Below are 16620 nucleotides of genomic sequence, written 5' to 3'. Positions count from 1 at the left end.
GGGCCCGCTCCAGCGCCATCCCTTGCGGGGTGTGCTGACACGGCCGTCGACTCGATCGAGGAGCGCCCGTCGAGCGGCTAGGAGATGCGCGAGCTTCGCTCGCCGACTCTCCGCCTCCGCCGACGCGGGGGGCCCTATCTAGAGCCCCTTCGCGAACCTGTCAACCTTCTCTTTCGACTCTTTTTATTGAGTGTTCGGCGAGTGTTTTTCGCCGAACTGGCCGAGCTGATCGAGGAGGTCACGGTGCCAGAGGGCGGTCGACCGAGGTGGCCGACTGTTCCGCCGGTTCGCGAGAGGCGCACCCTATATGGGCACCTCGTGGCTGTCAACGCCAATGGTCGAGAGCGCGGCTGCGATCGGAACGATCGGGACGAGGCGGGCGAACTGAAGAGGAAGGCCTCGGCGCGCGGGGTGGCTCGGTTCGCCGGGCCGGCGCGGGGGAGGTGGTTCCGAGCCCCCTCCCCTCGGGCCTACCGTGGGCGCCGGCCGCGCCGATCGTGAAGAGGCCCAGCGACGCGCCGTGGTCGCGGGGGTCGCGGGTCCACCTGGAGCGCGCGGACGTGGCGCGATCGCGATCGCGATCGGTGGCGCCGGGCGCGATCGCGATCGCCCGCTCGGGCCGAATCACGGGCCTAAGTTACTGAATTTACATTGGATATCGTCGGCACGCGGGCTGCTACGGGGGCGCTCGGAGAGGAGCCCCGATGCCGATGATGAGCCGAGATACCTCCGATACGTCCGTCACGTTCTCCCTCGCGGAGCTCGCGAAGCTCGAGGAGGCGCGCGTGCGGGAGGAGCACCTCCAGCGCGCGAGAGCGTGCGAGAAGGAAGCCCGCGAGCAGCGCGAGGAGGAAGCGCGCCGGCGCGCCGCGGAGGCGGCCCGGGCCGCGGCCGAGGCAGAGACGCAGGCGCGGCGCGAGCGGGAGCAGGCCGAGGCGGAGGCGCGCGCGGAAGCGCGGTCACGGGCGGCGCTCGAGGTGGCGCGCATCGAGGCCGAGGCGAAGGCGCGCCTCGAGGCGGAGAACGCGGCGCGCGCGCACGAGCTGGCCGTCGTCCGCGCGCGCGCCGAGGGACGGCGCCGAAGCCTGACGCACGCGCTCGCCGCCGCGCTCGGCCTCGCGCTGTGCGGCGGCGCAGCGGCCGCCCACGGGGTCGCGCAGCACGTGGCAGGCCTCCAGCGAGAAGCCCAGCGGCTCCGCGATGCTCAGGCGGCGCTGGCAGAGGAGCGCGAGAGCGCGAGGGCGGCCGAGCTCGCGGCCCTCGATCGGCGCCACGCGGCGCTGCGCGGCCGGCCCCTCGCCCGCGACGCCGCGGAGGCGACCGCGACCGCGGAGGCGGCGCGGAACGCCCTCGATCCTCGGGCGCTGGACCACAACCGGCTGCGGGCGTTCGGGGACGCGCTCGACGCGCTGGAGACACGGCTCGACGCGCTCGAGAGGATCGCGGCGCTCGATCGGCGCCACGCCGACCTCGCCGCATGGGCCGCGGAGCGGCGGCGGCCCGAGGCGACGGCGGCGGCCCAGGTCGCCGCGGCGCGCGCGAGGACGCCCGGCGCCGACGAGGGCGCGCTCCGCGCTTACGAGAGCGCGCTCGCCCACCTGCGGGAGGCGCTCTCCCGACCCGCGGCGTCGGGACCGCGACCGCAGGTGGAGGTGGGGCCCCAGCAGCCCAGGTGCACGAACCCGGGCGACCCGATGTGCGGGTTCGACGGGCGGTCTCTCTGAGGCGCTGAAGCCGCGCTTCTCTGCGGGAAGCTCCGCGGAGCTCCGGGCGAACGACACCACCGTCGCCCCCAGCGCTGCGCTTCCACGCTCCGGAGGCGCATGGCACCCTGCGAGGAGAATGGCCAAGGACGTGTCGAGCACCGTCGAGCACCGGAGCCCGGTGCGACCCGAGGCCGGGAGGCGGCGGCCAGCGCTTGTGTGCGCGTTCCCGCGGCCCATGGCGTTCGCGCTGCCCGACTCCGGGAGCGTCATCGGCCGCGCCTGGCTCGCGGAACGCGGCCTCGCCGACGCGGAGGTGTCAGGCAAGCACCTGCGGATCGATCGCGCCGGCGGCGCGCTGCGCGTCGCGGACGTCGGGTCGCGCAACGGCACGTGGGTGAACGGGTCGAGGCTCGCGCCGCGCGACCTCACGCCGCTCGACGACGGGGCGGTGCTGCGGCTCGGGCGGGTCCTGTTCGTCTTCCGCGAGGAGCTCCTCGGCCCGCTCGATCCGGCGCCGCCGGTGGGCGGGCTCGTCGGGCCGTACGGCCTGCGCACCGTGGCGCAGCCCCTCGAGGGCCTGCCGCGGAGCCGCCCCGGCAACGTGCTCATCGAAGGAGAGACCGGCGTGGGCAAGGAGCTCGTCGCGCGCGCCACGGCGGCGGCGCTCGGGCGCGCGGCGCCGTTCGCGGCGGTGAACGTGGCCGGCGTCGCCCGCGGCGTGTTCGAGTCCCAGATGTTCGGCCACGTGGCGGGGGCGTTCTCGGACGCGCGCAGCGCCGCGCCCGGGATCGTCGTGGCCCACGACGGCGGGACGCTGTTCCTCGACGAGATCGGCGAGCTCGATCCCGATCTCCAGGCGAAGCTGCTGCGGCTCCTGGAGAACCGCGAGGTGCTGCCGGTCGGGGCGCAGCGGCCGGTCCACGTGAACGTGCTGGTCGTCGCCGCGACCCACAGGGACCTCGAGGACATGGTGGAGCGCGGGGCGTTCCGGCGGGACCTGTTCGCGCGGCTCGCGATGGCGCGCATCCACGTGCCGGCGCTCCGCGAGCGGCGCGAGGACCTCTTCAGCGTGGCAGGCGAGCTCGCGCGGCGCGCGGGCGTCGCGCTCCCGGCCGAAGCGGTCGAGGTCGAGGCCATGGAGCGGCTGCTGCTCGAGCCCTGGCCGAGCAACGTGCGCGGGCTCGACGCGGCCCTCGCGGAGGTGCGCCGCCTCGATCACGCGCCCGGGCTGCGGCTGTGGGCGGTCGAAGAGGTGCTGGGGAAGGCGCCGGACGACCAGAAGACCGCGCTCACGCAGGAGCGCGTCGAGGCCGCCCTCGCGGCCGCCGGGGGCAACATGACGTCGGCCGCGGAGCGGCTCGGCGTCTCGCGCGGCAAGCTGCTGCGCTTCCGCAAGCGCGCTCAGCAAGGGGAGTGAGGATGGCTTCAGGACGATCGCGCCGTCGTACCAAGCGTGACGAGAAGCTCATCGAGCTGCTCGAACGTCTCGCCCATCCCGCTGTACGCGCCCGAGGCCAGGGCGGCGTCGCGCGCTTGCTTCGATCGATAGAGCTCGTGCAGCACCTGCAGCGTCTTGCCGCCTTTTTCCTCGAGGGTCACGGTCGTGACGGCGCCATCGTCGCCCGCTTCGTCGTTCGTCCACACGATGCGCGAATGCGGTGTCACTTCGAGGTACGTGCCGAAGAACGCCATCGGCTGCGCGGCATCATGACCAAAGACCAGGCGGTAGCTGCCGCCGGTGCGAATATCCGCTTCGTAGGAAAGTAGAGGCACGGGCATCGACTTCGGTATCCACCACCGCCTGAACAGCTCCGGCGTGGTCCACGCCTGGAACACGATGCGCGCCGGGGCATCGAAGGTCCGTGTGACGACGATCTCGCGATCGGACTTCGGCTCCACCGTCGTGCGATGACTCGTCAGTTTGGGCTCACTCTCTTTACTTGCGTCCATCGACGTTCTCCTTTCGTTTCAGCTCCTCGATGACCTTGTCCAGCTCGTCGAAGCGTGCGGCCCAGAGCTGGCGGTACCTCTCGATCCACGCCGTCTCTTCGTCGAGCCGGCGCGGGCCGAGCTTGCAGGTACGCACGCGGCCGACCTTCTCGGTGGTGACGAGCCCAGCCCGCTCGAGGACGCCGACGTGCTTCTTCATGCCCGTGAGGGTCATGTGAAACTTCTCGGCGAGGTCCGTGATCGAAGCGTCGGCTCGTCCGAGCTGCTCCAGAACGCCGCGCCGGGTCGCGTCGGAAAGCGCGGCGAAGGAAGCATCGAGGCGGGCACTCGAATACTGAACCATGTGGTTCAGTATCTAACGCGCGAGTCGGCGTCGTGCAAGAGGAGATCGAGCGTGTGCTCCGTCGCGAGCCGACTTTGATTCATCAATTTGCGACCATTTGCAGTGACAGCGGAGATCCCGCTTGAGCGCCAAGGGGTGCGCCAAGCGTCCGGACTCCAGGGGGCGTTCGGAGTTTCCTGACGACCTCACGCGCCTGCACACCCGAGAGCCGCACGAGCTGGGCGTGGGCCAAACTCCGCCGGTGCCAAGTCACACCCTTTGGAATATATAAGTAGCTGGTCGCAGTGCGTCGCGTTGACGAGCGAGCAAGGTTTTCGATGATCGTCGAGAGAGGCTACGCGCTCCGCGAAAAAATCGAGGAAACTGCCGATTTTGCACTGTACCGCGCATACCACGAGGGCGACGGCGTCCCGGTTTTGCTGAAAATCCTGTGCGCGGAAAGATCGACCGGCGCCGAGGTCGTGCGCTTCAAGCACCAGTACGAGCGCATCGCGCGCCTCGCCTCGCCCCGCCTCGTCGCCCTGCGCGGCGTCGAGGCGCTCGCCGGCTCCTTGGTCGTCGTCCTCGAGGACTTCCCGGGCCGCGATCTCGCGCAGATCCTCGCCGCGCGCCCGTCACACAGGATGCCGGTCGGCGAGGCGCTCGATCTCGCGGCTGCGCTCGCCGAAGGTCTCGCCGCGGTGCACGTGGCCGGGCTCGTCCACCGCGATCTGCGCCCGCAGAACGTGCTCGTCGGCGCGCGCGGCGCGGTCAAGATCAATGGCTTCGGCGCCGACGCCGAGATCACCCACGCGCACGAACGGCTCTACGCGCCGGCGGTCATCGCCGACGTGCTGCCCTACGTCTCCCCCGAGCAGACAGGCCGCATGAACCGCGGTGTCGACTACCGGACCGACCTCTACGCGCTCGGCGTCATTCTGTACCAGATGCTCACGGGTCGGCGCCCCTTCGAGGCCCTGGACCCGATGGAGCTCATTCACGCGCACCTCGCCCTCCCGCCCACGCCGCCCTCCTGCGTCGATCCGAACATCCCCGAGGCCGTTTCCGACATCGTGCTCAAGCTGCTCGCGAAGAACGCCGAGGAGCGTTACCAGAGCGCCGAGGGCCTGCTCGCCGACCTCAATCACTGCCGCGAGGCCCTGCGCGGCGCGGGGACGATCGAGCCCTTCGTCGCGGGCCAGCGCGATCGTCAGGACCTCTTCCGGATCCACCAGAAGCTCTATGGCCGCGAGCATGACATCGAGGCGCTCACCGCCGCGTTCGAGCGCGCGCTCGAGGGGGGCCGTGAGATCGTCCTCGTCTCCGGCTACTCGGGGATCGGGAAGTCCTCGCTCGTACACGAGATCTTGAAGCCACTCGCGCGGCAGAAGGGCTATTTCACGAGCGGCAAATACGACCAATACAACCGCGGCGCGCCCTACAGCGCGGTGATCCAGGCGTTCGACGGCCTCGTGCGGCAGATCCTCACCGAGAGCGATGCGCGCATCCTCCGCTTTCGGAGCGCGCTCCTCGAGGCGCTCGGGCCGAACGCGCAGGTCGTCTGCGACGTCATCCCGTCGCTCTCCCACGTGATCGGCCCGCAGCCGCCCGTCCCGGCGCTCGGCCCGATCGAGGCGCAAAACCGCCTGAATCGGTGCTTCTTGCTGTTCGTCTCGGTGTTCGCGCGGCGCGCGCACCCGCTCGTCCTGTTCCTCGACGATCTTCAGTGGATCGACCCCGCGAGCCTCGGGCTGCTCCGCGCGCTCCTCGCCGACGACTCGCTCGATGCCCTCTTTTTCTGCGGCGCTTACCGTGACAACGAGGTATCGCCCGGGCACCCGTTCATCCTGGCGATCGAGGAGCTCAAGCAAGCCGGGCTCGTCGTGCGCAACATCGTACTCGCCCCGCTCGCGCGCCCGCACCTGATCGAGATGCTCTCGGATAGCCTCAAGCGCAGCGACTGTGGGCCGCTCGCCGATGTGGTGCAGAAGAAGACCGGCGGCAACCCGTTCTTCGTCAAGGAGTTCGTCCGGCCGCTGCACGACCACGGCGTCCTCGCGTACGCAGCCGGATCAGGCTGGCGCTGGGATCTCGCCGCGATCGACGCGCTCGGGTACACGGACAACGTCGCAGACCTCATGGTGCGCACCATCGCGCGCCTGCCGCCGGCGACGGTGAAGGCGCTCAACCTCGCCGCGGCGATCGGCAACCGGTTCGACCTCGACGTGCTCGCCGCGGTGAACGAGTGCTCGCCGGAAGACGTGTACGCCCGCCTCGATCCCGCCGTGAGCGAGGGGCTCGTGATCGCCGGGCGCGGCGGCTACCGCTTCGCCCATGACAAGGTCCAGGAGGGCGCCTACGCGATGATCCCGGAGGCGGACCGACCCGCCTTCCACCTCCGGATCGGCCGGCTGCTCGCGGGCAAGCTAGACCTCTCGGAGAGCCAGAACCTCTTCGACGTCGTCGGCCACCTGAACAGCGCAGGCGACCTCGTGTCGGCCCCCGCGGAGCGCCTGCACCTCGCCCGCATGAGCCTCGAGGCCGCATGCCGCGCCGAGGACTCGGCCGCCTTCGGCGCCGCGCTGCGCTACCTGCAGTTCGGCCTCCTGCACCTTCCGGAGGACGCCTGGGCGTCACAGTACCCGCTCCGCCTCGAATACGCGAAGAGAGCCGCCCTGATGCTCTCGCTCTGCGGCCAGCATGACGACGCCCTCGCGATCCTCTCCGAAGGCCTGGAGCGGGCCGCGAGCCGGCTCGATCGCACCGAGGTGCTGCGGCTCAAGATGAACGTGCAGGTGCTCAAGAACGACCTGCCAGCCGCGCTCGCGGAGGGGCTCGAGGCCCTGCGCCCGTTCGGGATCGACCTGCCTCTCTTCCCGGACGACGCCATGCTCGACGCCCAGGTGCGGGCGACGATGGATCTCGTCCGGGAAAGGACGATCGAGGCGCTGCCAGGCCTGCCGCCGCTCGCGGACCCGGAGATCCTCGCCATGCAGGACGTGCTCCAGGAGCTCTTTCTCCCCTGCTACTTCCTGGCCACGAACGACCTCGGCATCACGGTCGCGAAGATCCTCGAGAACACGCTGCGCCACGGGCTCTCGAAGAACTCGATCTTCGGCTGCATGAACTTCGGGATGCTCCTCTGCGCCCGCGGCGACATCGCGCTCGGCTACCGCTTCGGCCGCGCCGCCATCGACCTCGCGGACCGCTACACGGACAAGAAGTCCGAGGCGATGCTCCGCAATATGTGGGGCGCCTTCGTGCAGCATTGGCGAGAGGGCTACGCCGCCTGCAAGGCGTCGCTGGTCGCCGGGGTGCACGCCGGGCTCGAAACGGGCCAGTACATCTGGTCGTTCTACAACACGGCCAATGGCATCACGAACAGCCTCCTGCGCGGCCTCCCGCTCTCCGACCTCCTCGCCGAGGCGCGGAGCTACCAGCCGATGCGCAAGCTCGACGAGTTCAATGCCATCACCTGGGCGGTCGGCGCGGTCGGACAGATCGCGCACCAGCTCTCGGTCGAGACCGAGCGCCCCGCAACGCTCAAGGGGGCGTGGGTCGATATCGACGAGGTGATCGAGGAGTCCCGCCGCATCGACAACCAGGCCTCGTTCTTCTTCGCCCACTTCTACATCGTCATCCTCTGCGTCTTCCAGGGGGCGTTCGAGGAAGCGGCGCGCGCTGCGCTCTTGCCGAACATCGAAATCCCGGCCGTGGCGGCCTGGCATGGCAACCCCGCGTTCCATTGCTACGCAGGCATCGCGTTCACGCAGGCGGCGGACGTCGTCTCCCCAGCGGAGCGCGCGCTCTTCCTCGCCCGCGCCGAGGTCTCCGCCGAAAAACTCTCGCGCTGGGCGGACCTCTGCCCGGAGAACCTGGCGCACCGCCGCGCCCTCCTCCTCGCCGAGCTCGCGCGCGTCCGCGGCGACGCGCGCGCCGCCGGGGACCGCTACGACGAGGCGATCGCTCTCGCGCAGCGCGGCGGCTATCTCCACGACGAGGCGCTCGGCAACGAGCTCGCGGGCCTCTGCTTCCGCGCGCTCGGCAAGGAAACCATCGCCGGCGCCTACCTGACCAAGGCGCACAGGGCGTACGGCCGCTGGGGCGCGACGGCGGCGATGCGGCGCCTCGAGAACGCGTACCCCGACCTCGTCCCGGGCGAGAGCCTCCGCGGCGAGAGGAGCCGGCAGGCCGGCGCCGCGCTCGACGTCGGCTCGGTGCTCAAGGCCTCTCAGGCTATCTCGGGCGAGATCGTCCTCGACCGCCTGCTCGACGCGCTCATGCGCATCATGGTCGAGAACGCCGGCGCGCGGCGCGGCGTCCTCCTGCTCCTGCGTGACGGACGGCTCGTCGTCGTGGCCGAGCACCACATCCGGGATGCGTCGGTCCACGTGCTCGGCGCGGCGCCCCTCGAGGGCCGCAAGGACCTGCCGGCCAGCGTCGTCACGTACGTGGCGCGGACGCGCGAGACCGTCCTGCTCGACGACCTCGCGATCGACGGGCCGTTCGGGGGCGATCCCTGCTTCGCCGGCGGTGCGCCGCGCGCCTCGCTCGCCGCGCCCATCGTCTACAAGGGCCGCCTCGCCGGCGTGATCTATCTCGAAAACGACCTCACCCGCTCTGCCTTCACCCCCGATCGCGTCGAGGTGATCCGGCTGCTCTCCGCCCAGGCGGCCAACTCCATCGAAAATGCGCGCCTCTATGCGGATCTGCAGCAAGAGAACGCGGAGCGACGGCGCGCCGAGGAGGTGCTCCGCCATTCCCTCTCGCTCCTCGAGGCCACGCTCGAATCGACGGCGGACGGCATCCTCGTCGTCGACGACGAGCAGCGCGTCCTGTGTCAGAATCACAGGTTCTCGGCGATGTGGCGCATCCCGGACGAGATCCTCTCCACCGGGTCGGACGACACGTTCCGTACGTTCGTCTGCGACCAGGTCCTCGATCCCGAGGCGTTTCTGCAAAGGATCCGCGCTCTCTATGCCTCGCCCGAGGAGTCCAGCTTCGATGCCATCCCGTTCACGGACGGGCGCGTCTTCGAGCGTTATTCGCAGCCCCAGCGCCTCGGCGGGCGCGTGGTCGGGCGGGTCTGGAGCTTCCGCGACATCACCGCGCGCGTGCGCGCCGAGCAGCAGCGCGATCAGCTCCTCCTGGACGAGCGGCGGGCGCGCACGGCAGCGGAGGAGGCCGTGCACCTGCGGGACGAGTTCCTTTCTATCGCCTCGCACGAGCTCCGCACCCCGCTCACGAGCCTGCAGCTCGCCATTCAATCGCTGGGGAAAAGGCTCGCGCGGAGCATGGACGTCGAGCGCGTGCGCTCCGCGGTCGCCCTCTCTGGCCGCCAGATCAAGCGCCTCACCGACCTCATCGATATGCTGCTCGACGTCTCCCGGATCCAGGCGGGGAGGCTCGAGCTGTATACGGCGCCCGTCGAGCTGCGCGCGCTCGTCGACGAGGTCGTCGCCCACCTCGGCGATCAGATCGCGCAGTCAGGCAGCGTGGTCGCCGTGCGCGCGGAGCAGCCGGTCATCGGCCGGTGGGACCCGCTCCGCCTGGAGCAGGTCGTGACCAACCTCCTCACCAATGCGATCAAATTCGGGGAACGCCAGCCGATCGACATCACCATCACCCGGGAAGATCGGGTCGCGCGGCTCTCGGTGACCGACCGTGGGATCGGGATCTCGGCCGAAGTGCAGGCGCAGCTCTTCGAACGATTTCGCCGCGGCGTCTCGTCGAAGCATTACGGGGGGCTCGGGCTCGGCCTCTACATCACCCGCACCATCGTCGAGGCGCACGGCGGCCGAATTCGCGTGTCGAGTGAGGCCGGCCGGGGCTCGACCTTCTGCGTCGAGCTGCCGCTCTCGACCGAGCGCGCGGGGGATTTGTCGTCGTAGCGGTTACCTGGAGCGGCGTCGTGAGCTCGGCTTGGTCACCTGTCCCTCGGTTTGTCCGTTGCTCCCCGCTCGACGATTCCACGTTGTGACGGCGAGGAAGGCGGCGCACGGGCGACGCGAGGCCGCCCGCCCGCTCGGTTCAGGCCGCCATCAGCAAGGACCGCGCTCCCTCCACAGCCTGCAGGGCGAGGCTATCCGGAGGCGCGCCGAGCGCCGCCGGGCGATCTCGAGCGCGGGCGCGGGCCGCTCTTCGCCGCCCGCTTCGGCTTCGGCGCGTCCGCCCGCGGGAGGAGGTTCTCCCCTCCCCACGCCATCACCGCGTCGATGAAGGCGCGGAGCTGCGGCGGCATGAACTCCCGCTCCGCGTAGACCACCGCGATGTGTGATTCCGCCTGGATCGCGCCTTGTAACACGTGCAGGAGGGCGCCGCTCTCGAGGTGAGGGCGCACGACCTGCTGCGGCAAGAGCGCGATGCCGAGGCCCGCTAGCGCGGCGTCGCAGAGCAGGAGGAGGTCGTTCGTGAAGAGCGCGCCCTCGACCTGGAACTTGCCGCCGGAGGACGGCCAGTGCGTCTGCGGCAGCTCCCCCCGGGCGAAGCCCATCATGCAGCGGTGGCTCCGCAGATCACGGCGCGTGCGCGGCGTGCCGCGGGCCTCGAGGTACGCGGGCGAGGCGACCGCGAGGAGCGGCATGCGCGCCAGCGTCCGGGCGATGAGGCCGGGCTCGAGCGCGCTGCTCGCGCGGAGCGCGACGTCGTAGCCGCCGCGCTGGAGGTCGACGTGCTGGGTCGTGCTGTGGACGTGGAGGCGGACCTCGGGGTAGCGCCGCGCAAAATCGCAGATCATCGCGTTGAAGCTCGTGTCCACCATCGGCGGCACCGAGACGCGCAGCTCGCCGCGCACGGCGCCGTCGGCCTTGCGCACGCTCGCCTCGGCGTGATGGACCGCGTCGAGCACGACGCGGGCGTGGCGGTAGAGCGCCTCGCCCGCGTCGGTGGGGGCGAGGCTGCGCGTCGTCCTGCGGAGCAAGCGCACGCCGAGCCGCTCCTCCAGCCGCGCGAGGCGGCGGCTGATGGTGGCGCGAGGGACGCCGAGCTCGGCGGCGGCGCGGGACAGGGATCCGGCCTCCACGGCCTTCGAGAAGGCGAGGAGCTCGGAGGTCTCGAGGGGTTCGTCCATCTGGATCAAATCCTGGCAGCTGCTTCCAATTGTTGATGCATTGTTACAGGCGTGTCCAGGCCTCAGAATGCTCGCTCATGAACGACAGGGCGCGCACCCTCCCCGAAGCCCGAGACCGAGGCCCGCGTCGGCGAGCACGCGCTCGCGACCTGAGGCGGGATCTCACGGAACGACTCGCCCCACCTCACCCACTCACCACCGAGCAAGCACCATGAGCGACCAACTCCTCCAGCAAGTCCTCGTCGAAGCGCGCACCCACAACGGCTGGCTCGCCGAGCCCATCGACGACGCGACCCTGCACCGCCTCTACGAGGCCCTGCGCCTCGGCCCGACCGCGGCCAACAGCGTGCCGGCGCGGATCGTCTTCGTGAAGAGCCCTGAGGCCAGGGAGCGCCTGCGCCCCTGCCTCGCGGAGGGCAACGTCGAGAAGACCATGAGCGCGCCCGTCACCGCGATCATCGCCTATGACACGCGCTTTCACGAGAAGATGCCGAAGCTCTTCCCGGCGCGCCCGACGATGGGCGAGGCCCTCGCCGGGATGCCGCCGGAGCAGCGCGACTTCTTTCTCCTCCAGAACGCCTCGCTCCAGGCCGGCTACCTGATCCTCGCGGCCCGCGCGCTCGGGCTCGACTGCGGGCCGATGGGCGGCTTCGACCGGGAGAAGGTCGACGCCGCGTTCTTCGCCGACGTGCCCTGGAGATCGATCCTCCTCATCAACCTGGGCCACGGCGATCCGGCGAAGCTCTACCCGCGCAACCCCCGCCTCGATTTCGAAGAGGCCTGCCGTATCGCGTAGTCGACCGGCTACCGCCGCCGACGGCGACGGCTGCACCTGGACCTTCGCTGTCCACGGCAACACCGCGTTGCTCGACCCGCCGGCGCAGCGCCGCGGCCCGCTCACGCTTCATCACTGGGCCCTGGCCGGCGACGGCGGCCACGCCGTCGAGGTCCGAAGCGGCGAGCGCGTCGGCTGCCGCGTCCTCCTGACCATCGGCGAGCGCACCCGCCAGCAAGAGCTCATCCGGCCTGGGGCATGCCGTCCTCGTCGAGCCCTCCGCGGGCTGTGGCGTGAAAGCGGCCCGTGACGACCACACGAAGGAGCGCACCTCCTGCATTCCCGCCGCTGTCACCCGCCAGCGAGGCAGCGGTAGAAGCGTTCGTGCTGGTCGGGAGCCTAAAAAAACGCTGACAGCCTGAGCAGCGACAAGAAATGGAGGCCCTGGGCGCCATCTGGTTCAACCCGTCTTTCGTTGCAGTTTCGCGGCGAGCCCTGCGGCGAGGTGCTCGGTCAGCGCGCGGACCGTCGTCGATGAAAACCGTCCAGGGGGGCTCAGCGCAAAGACGGGAGCCGGCGGCGTCACGAAGCCCTCGAGCAGCGGGACGAGTCGGCCGCGCTTGATATCGTCGCGCACGAGCCAGTCGGCGAGCAGCGCCACCCCGAGGCCCTGTCGCGCCATGAGCGCCACTGCCTCGCTGTTGTTGGCGGCGAAGCGACCACGGACAGCGACCGGGACGCCTTTGCCAGGCTCCCTCCCGAAGCGCCAAACGGTCGACGCGTTCGCCTCGCCGTGAACGAGGCACTCGTGGGTCCGCAGGTCGCTCGGGGCGCTCGGGCGGCCGCGCGCTCGGAGGTACGACGGCGCGGCGACGAGCACGCGACCGCTGTCGGCGAGCTTCCGCCCGCGGGCGCTCGTGTCAGCGGGGACGCCGACGCGAATCGCCAGGTCGAAGCCCTCGTCGACGAGGCTCACGTACCTGTCGGTCATCACGAGCTCTGCGCTCACCGCGGGGTGGCGCCTCAGGAAGTCGCCGACCGAAGGGACGATGAAGAGCCGACCAAAGACGACGGGGATGCTCACGCGGACACGGCCGCGCGGCTCCCGGTCGCTCTCGTTGAGCTCGCCGCTCAGCTCGTCGAACGCCGCGAGCAGCTCCCGGGCGCGGGCCATCAGACGCTGACCGGCCTCCGTGACGCGAACCGATCGCGTCGTGCGCTCGACGAGGCTCGCGCCGAACTGCGCCTCGAGCTCGGCGACCCACTTGCTCGCTGTCGACTGCTTGATCTTGAGGTCCCGGGCGGCGGCCGAAAAGCTGCCTCGCTCGGCGAGGCGCGAGAACAACCGCAGCGCTTCAAGTCGATCCATCATGCCCCTTTCGGAATAAGTCATAGCATGAATGCGACATTTCGTCCCCTCCTGGAATGAGTCATTCCTGCCATGTCGATGACGGCGACCCACCAGGAGGCAATCCGTGACGACCACTGTTGACGAGCTCGACCCCGCGCACACCTACGTCGACCTCAGCGTCCGGCACATGACGATCACCGGCCTCGCGCGGGACGCGACGCTCGAGACCGGCGGCGTCGCCGTCGGCGACGCGGTGAAAACCACGACCTGCGGCTCCAGCGAAAGGGGCGAGCGGCGGAGGACTTCATGTGCAAGCGCATGAGGGTGGCGTTCCTCGGCCTCGGTGCGATGGGCGGGCGGATGGCCTCTCGCCTCGTGAACGACGACATCGAGCTGAAGGTCTGGAGCCGTTCGGGAGTACCGTCATGGGCGCCGTCGCTGGGCGCGTTCGCCGCGCGAACGCCGGCCGATGCCGCCAGAGACGCCGATGCCGTCTTCGCGATGGTCACGGACGACGAAGCGTCGCGCTCCGTGTGGCTCGACGACGACGTCGGCGCGCTGCGCGGGATGCGCAGCGGAGCGGTCATCGTCGAGTGCAGCACGCTGAGTCCAGGCTGGGTGTCGACGCTCGCCGGGCGCGCGAAGGACGCTGGGCTCGCGCTCATCGACGCGCCCGTCGTCGGCTCTCGCCCGCATGCCGAGAGGGGTCACCTGATCTTCCTCGCCGGCGGAGACGCCGCGGCGCTGGAGCCGCTCCGTCCGATCCTCGGCCGCATGGGCGGCGCGGTGAAGCACGTCGGCGCCTCGCCCGCGGGAGCGTACGCGAAGCTCATCGTGAACACCTTGTTCGGCGTCCAGGTCGCGGCGCTCGCCGAGGTCCTCGGGTTCGCGGCGCGAGCGCGGCTCGATACGGCGGCGCTGATGCACGCGCTCGAGGGGCTCCCGGTCCTGAGCCCCGCCGCCAGCGGCGCCGCGGCGGGGATGCTGGCTCGTCGATTCGAGCCGATGTTCCCGGTGTCGCTCGCCGCCAAGGACCTGCGATACGCGCTCGAGGCAGCGGAGCGGGTCGGCGGCGACCTGCCGGTAAGCCGGGGCGCGAGCGAGGTGTTCGAACGCGGCCTCGCGGGCGGACTCCGCGACGAGAACCTGACGGCCGTCGCCAAGCTCTACGACGAGGAGTGAACCTCGCGCCGAGCGCTCCGTGTCCGACAAGGTCCATCGCGGCTCATCACCTGCGTGTGGAGCCCCCGCGACAGCACGAGCGCCAGCACCATCGGCGCGTGGTCGAGAGGGCCGCCGCGTCGCGCTTGATCACCGAGCGCGGCGCGACCGGGGAGCGGCGCGCCCCGCCGCGTCGTCGAGCCCGAGGCGACAGCGCATCGCCGCGGCGACCCGCTCGCGTGCCCAGCGGTGCGCGGGATCGGCCTGGAACCGCTCGTGCCACAGCAGCGCGAAGGGGACCGGCGGCAGGGCGATCGGCGCCTCGCGGACGACCAGCCCCAGGATCCCGGCCACCGCGTCCACGAGGGGCATCGGCGCGTTCATCAGGAGATCCGAGCTGGCGACGATCATCAGGCCGGCGAGGAACGACGGCACCTCGACGCTCACCCGGCGGACCAGCCCACGCCCCGCGAGCTCGTCGCTGATGACGTTCGGGCGCTCGTTGCCGATCCGCACGACCACGTGGGCGTGCGCCAGCCAGCGCGCGACCGTGAGCGGGCGGTCGAGCGCCGGGTGTCCGCGCCGGCCCGCCACGCCGAAGCGCAGATCGCCGAGCGGGCGGGCGATGGCGCTGTCGTCGACGAACCCCGCCGGGGCGAGCGCGAGCGATGGATCACCCGCCGCGAGCGCCCGCCCGAGATCGGGCGTGACGCTGGAGATCCGTAGATCGACGCCGGGAGCATCGCCGGCGAGGTCGGCGAGCAGCCCCGGCACGAGCGGGATGAGCAGGTCCGGCATCGCCAGCGCCAGCGTGTGGCGGCTCGTGGCCGGGTCGAAGCACGACGGCGGCGCGACGGCGGCCTGCAGCGCCCGCAGCGCCGCCGCGAGCGGCCCGGCGATCGCCTCGGCGCGCGGCGTGGGCACCAGCCCTTCGTCGCCGCGCACCAGCAGCGGGTCGGAGAGCGCCTCGCGCAGCCGCCGGAGCCGGTGGCTCATCGACGACTGCGTGAGGCCCATGCGCTGGGCGGCCCGGGTCACGTGGCGCTCCTCCAGGAGAACGTGCAGCGCGTGCAGATGGCTGGGGTCGAGCCCGTCGAACATCCAATCGAACATTACCATGATCGAAATGAAAATCATCGATGAGCACCATGACGCCGGCCCGCTAGAGTCGAGTCCATGGCCGAAAACGTTCGCTCTCATCGCCTGCGCCCCGGAGACCTCCTCGCCCCGTTGACCCTCGAGACGCTGTGCCACGGGCCGCTCCGGATCCCGTCGGGGGGCCTCCTCCACCTCCAGTTTCGCCGCTTCGCCGGCTGCCCGGTGTGTAACCTCCACCTCCGCACGTTCGCCCGGGGGCGCGAGCAGCTCGCGGCGGCGGCGGTGCAGACCGTCGCCTTCTTTCACTCCTCCGCGGAGACGATGCGGCCCTACCACGCCGATCTGCCGTTCCCCGTCGTCCCCGATCCGGAGCGCCGCTGGTACCGGCAATTTGGCGTCGAGCGCTCCGCGCTGGCGGCGGCGCACCCGAAGGTCGCGTGGTCGGCGATCCGCGGCATGGTGAGCGCGCGGTCCAACCCGTTCCACGGGGAAGGGGGCAAGGACGGGCTGCCCGCCGACTTCCTCGTCGGCCCCGACGGCGCGCTCCTCGACGTGCACTACGGAGCTCACGCCGCGGATCACTGGGAGCTCGAGCAGGTGATCGCCCTCGCGCGCTGACGTGGCGGAGCCGCCCGAGCAGCGCGCCGAGCGAGGGTGAGCTCACAGGAGATCTCTGGGGAGCTCGCTCCCGCTCATCACCTGCCGCACCTCGATGGCCATGTTGAGCGGCTCGCCGCCGAGCCCGGGCGCGGCGGACGCCTCTGCGGCGAGCTCGCAGGCGCGCTCGGGGCTCCCGACGTCCACCACCCAGAAGCCGGCGAGGAACTCCTTGGCCTCGGGGAACACGCCGTCGGTGATGGGCTTGCCGTCCTCGCCGGCGCGCACGAGCCTGGCCTGGTCGGGCGCGGTCAGTGCTTCGATCCCCACGAGCTCGCCCGACTCGCGGAGCTTCTGGTTGAAGCTGTTCAGGAACGCGAGGTGCGCCTGCAGGTCCTTCTGCGGCCAGCTCATCAACTGGTAGGGCTCTCGGGTCGGCACGTGCATCATCAGGAGGTATTTCATCGTCAGCGCCCTTTCAGCGTGCGCGCCCCGCATCGGGCGCGCGTTCACAGAGGAGTCGGAGCCCAGGCGGCGTTCTCGACATCGCGGAGCACGATACTCGAAGAATTTCTTGGCGGCTGGCAGACG

The 16620-nt window shown here is 70.9% G+C and carries 12 protein-coding genes and 1 pseudogene; 7 read left to right on the top strand and 6 right to left on the bottom strand.

The features are described 5' to 3' along the window. Positions 1–710 precede the first annotated feature (710 nt). Both WMF22_RS12270 and WMF22_RS12265 read left to right on the top strand, forming a co-directional pair. Complete coding sequence (locus WMF22_RS12270) at positions 711–1724, top strand: hypothetical protein (protein WP_438035871.1); 1014 nt, start codon at positions 711–713, stop codon at positions 1722–1724. 118 nt (positions 1725–1842) lie between these two features. Beyond that, complete coding sequence (locus tag WMF22_RS12265; protein WP_438035870.1) at positions 1843–3123, top strand: sigma 54-interacting transcriptional regulator; 1281 nt, start codon at positions 1843–1845, stop codon at positions 3121–3123. Positions 3124–3131: 8 nt separating this feature from the next. On the opposite strand, the gene WMF22_RS12260 is transcribed toward WMF22_RS12265, so the two are convergent. Together WMF22_RS12260 and WMF22_RS12255 are read right to left on the bottom strand one after the other, a co-directional pair. Further along, positions 3132–3656, bottom strand: a complete 525-nt coding sequence (locus WMF22_RS12260; protein ID WP_169508844.1) for an SRPBCC family protein — start codon at positions 3654–3656, stop codon at positions 3132–3134. Continuing rightward, entirely contained in the window at positions 3643–3999 is a 357-nt protein-coding gene (locus tag WMF22_RS12255) for an ArsR/SmtB family transcription factor (protein ID WP_436601923.1), read from the bottom strand. The genes WMF22_RS12260 and WMF22_RS12255 overlap by 14 nt, the downstream gene beginning before the upstream one ends. Positions 4000–4316: 317 nt before the next feature. Between WMF22_RS12255 and WMF22_RS12250 the strand changes: the two genes are divergently transcribed. Then, entirely contained in the window at positions 4317–9869 is a 5553-nt protein-coding gene (locus WMF22_RS12250) for an AAA family ATPase (protein ID WP_438035869.1), read from the top strand. Positions 9870–10060: 191 nt separating this feature from the next. Here WMF22_RS12250 and WMF22_RS12245 read toward each other — a convergent pair whose 3' ends face one another. Beyond that, positions 10061–11047, bottom strand: coding sequence for a LysR family transcriptional regulator (locus WMF22_RS12245; RefSeq protein WP_437299282.1), 987 nt, complete (start codon positions 11045–11047; stop codon positions 10061–10063). Between the two features lie 205 nt (positions 11048–11252). Here WMF22_RS12245 and WMF22_RS12240 point away from each other — a divergent pair. Next, positions 11253–11843: pseudogene (locus WMF22_RS12240) on the top strand (malonic semialdehyde reductase); the annotation flags it as partial. Between the two features lie 439 nt (positions 11844–12282). Here WMF22_RS12240 and WMF22_RS12235 read toward each other — a convergent pair. Further along, positions 12283–13194 carry a LysR family transcriptional regulator gene (locus WMF22_RS12235; RefSeq protein WP_437299281.1) on the bottom strand — a complete coding sequence of 304 codons (912 nt, stop codon included), beginning with the start codon at positions 13192–13194 and terminating at the stop codon, positions 12283–12285. Between the two features lie 103 nt (positions 13195–13297). Between WMF22_RS12235 and WMF22_RS12230 the strand changes: the two genes are divergently transcribed. Then, positions 13298–13495 carry a hypothetical protein gene (locus tag WMF22_RS12230; protein ID WP_437299280.1) on the top strand — a complete coding sequence of 66 codons (198 nt, stop codon included), beginning with the start codon at positions 13298–13300 and terminating at the stop codon, positions 13493–13495. After that, positions 13480–14355, top strand: coding sequence for an NAD(P)-dependent oxidoreductase (locus tag WMF22_RS12225; protein ID WP_437299279.1), 876 nt, complete (start codon positions 13480–13482; stop codon positions 14353–14355). Before WMF22_RS12230 ends, WMF22_RS12225 begins: the two co-directional genes overlap by 16 nt. Before the next feature lie 129 nt (positions 14356–14484). Here the strand turns inward: WMF22_RS12225 and WMF22_RS12220 are convergent, their stop codons facing one another. Continuing rightward, complete coding sequence (locus WMF22_RS12220) at positions 14485–15453, bottom strand: LysR family transcriptional regulator (protein ID WP_438035868.1); 969 nt, start codon at positions 15451–15453, stop codon at positions 14485–14487. Between the two features lie 57 nt (positions 15454–15510). Between WMF22_RS12220 and WMF22_RS12215 the strand changes: the two genes are divergently transcribed. Continuing rightward, entirely contained in the window at positions 15511–16050 is a 540-nt protein-coding gene (locus WMF22_RS12215; RefSeq protein WP_437299277.1) for a peroxiredoxin-like family protein, read from the top strand. 42 nt (positions 16051–16092) lie between these two features. Here the strand turns inward: WMF22_RS12215 and WMF22_RS12210 are convergent, their stop codons facing one another. After that, the gene (locus WMF22_RS12210; protein ID WP_438035867.1) at positions 16093–16494 is read right to left on the bottom strand and encodes a YciI family protein; all 402 of its coding nucleotides are present in this window, start codon (positions 16492–16494) and stop codon (positions 16093–16095) included. Between the last annotated feature and the right edge of the window lie 126 nt (positions 16495–16620).

Origin of the sequence: Sorangium sp. So ce204, assembly GCF_051526795.1 — a bacterium.
In the GTDB taxonomy this organism is placed as follows: Bacteria; Myxococcota_A; Polyangia; order Polyangiales; family Polyangiaceae; genus Sorangium; species Sorangium cellulosum_B.
The sequence above is the reverse complement of the archived record's forward strand: the minus strand, read 5'-3'. Positions and strand labels throughout refer to the sequence as shown.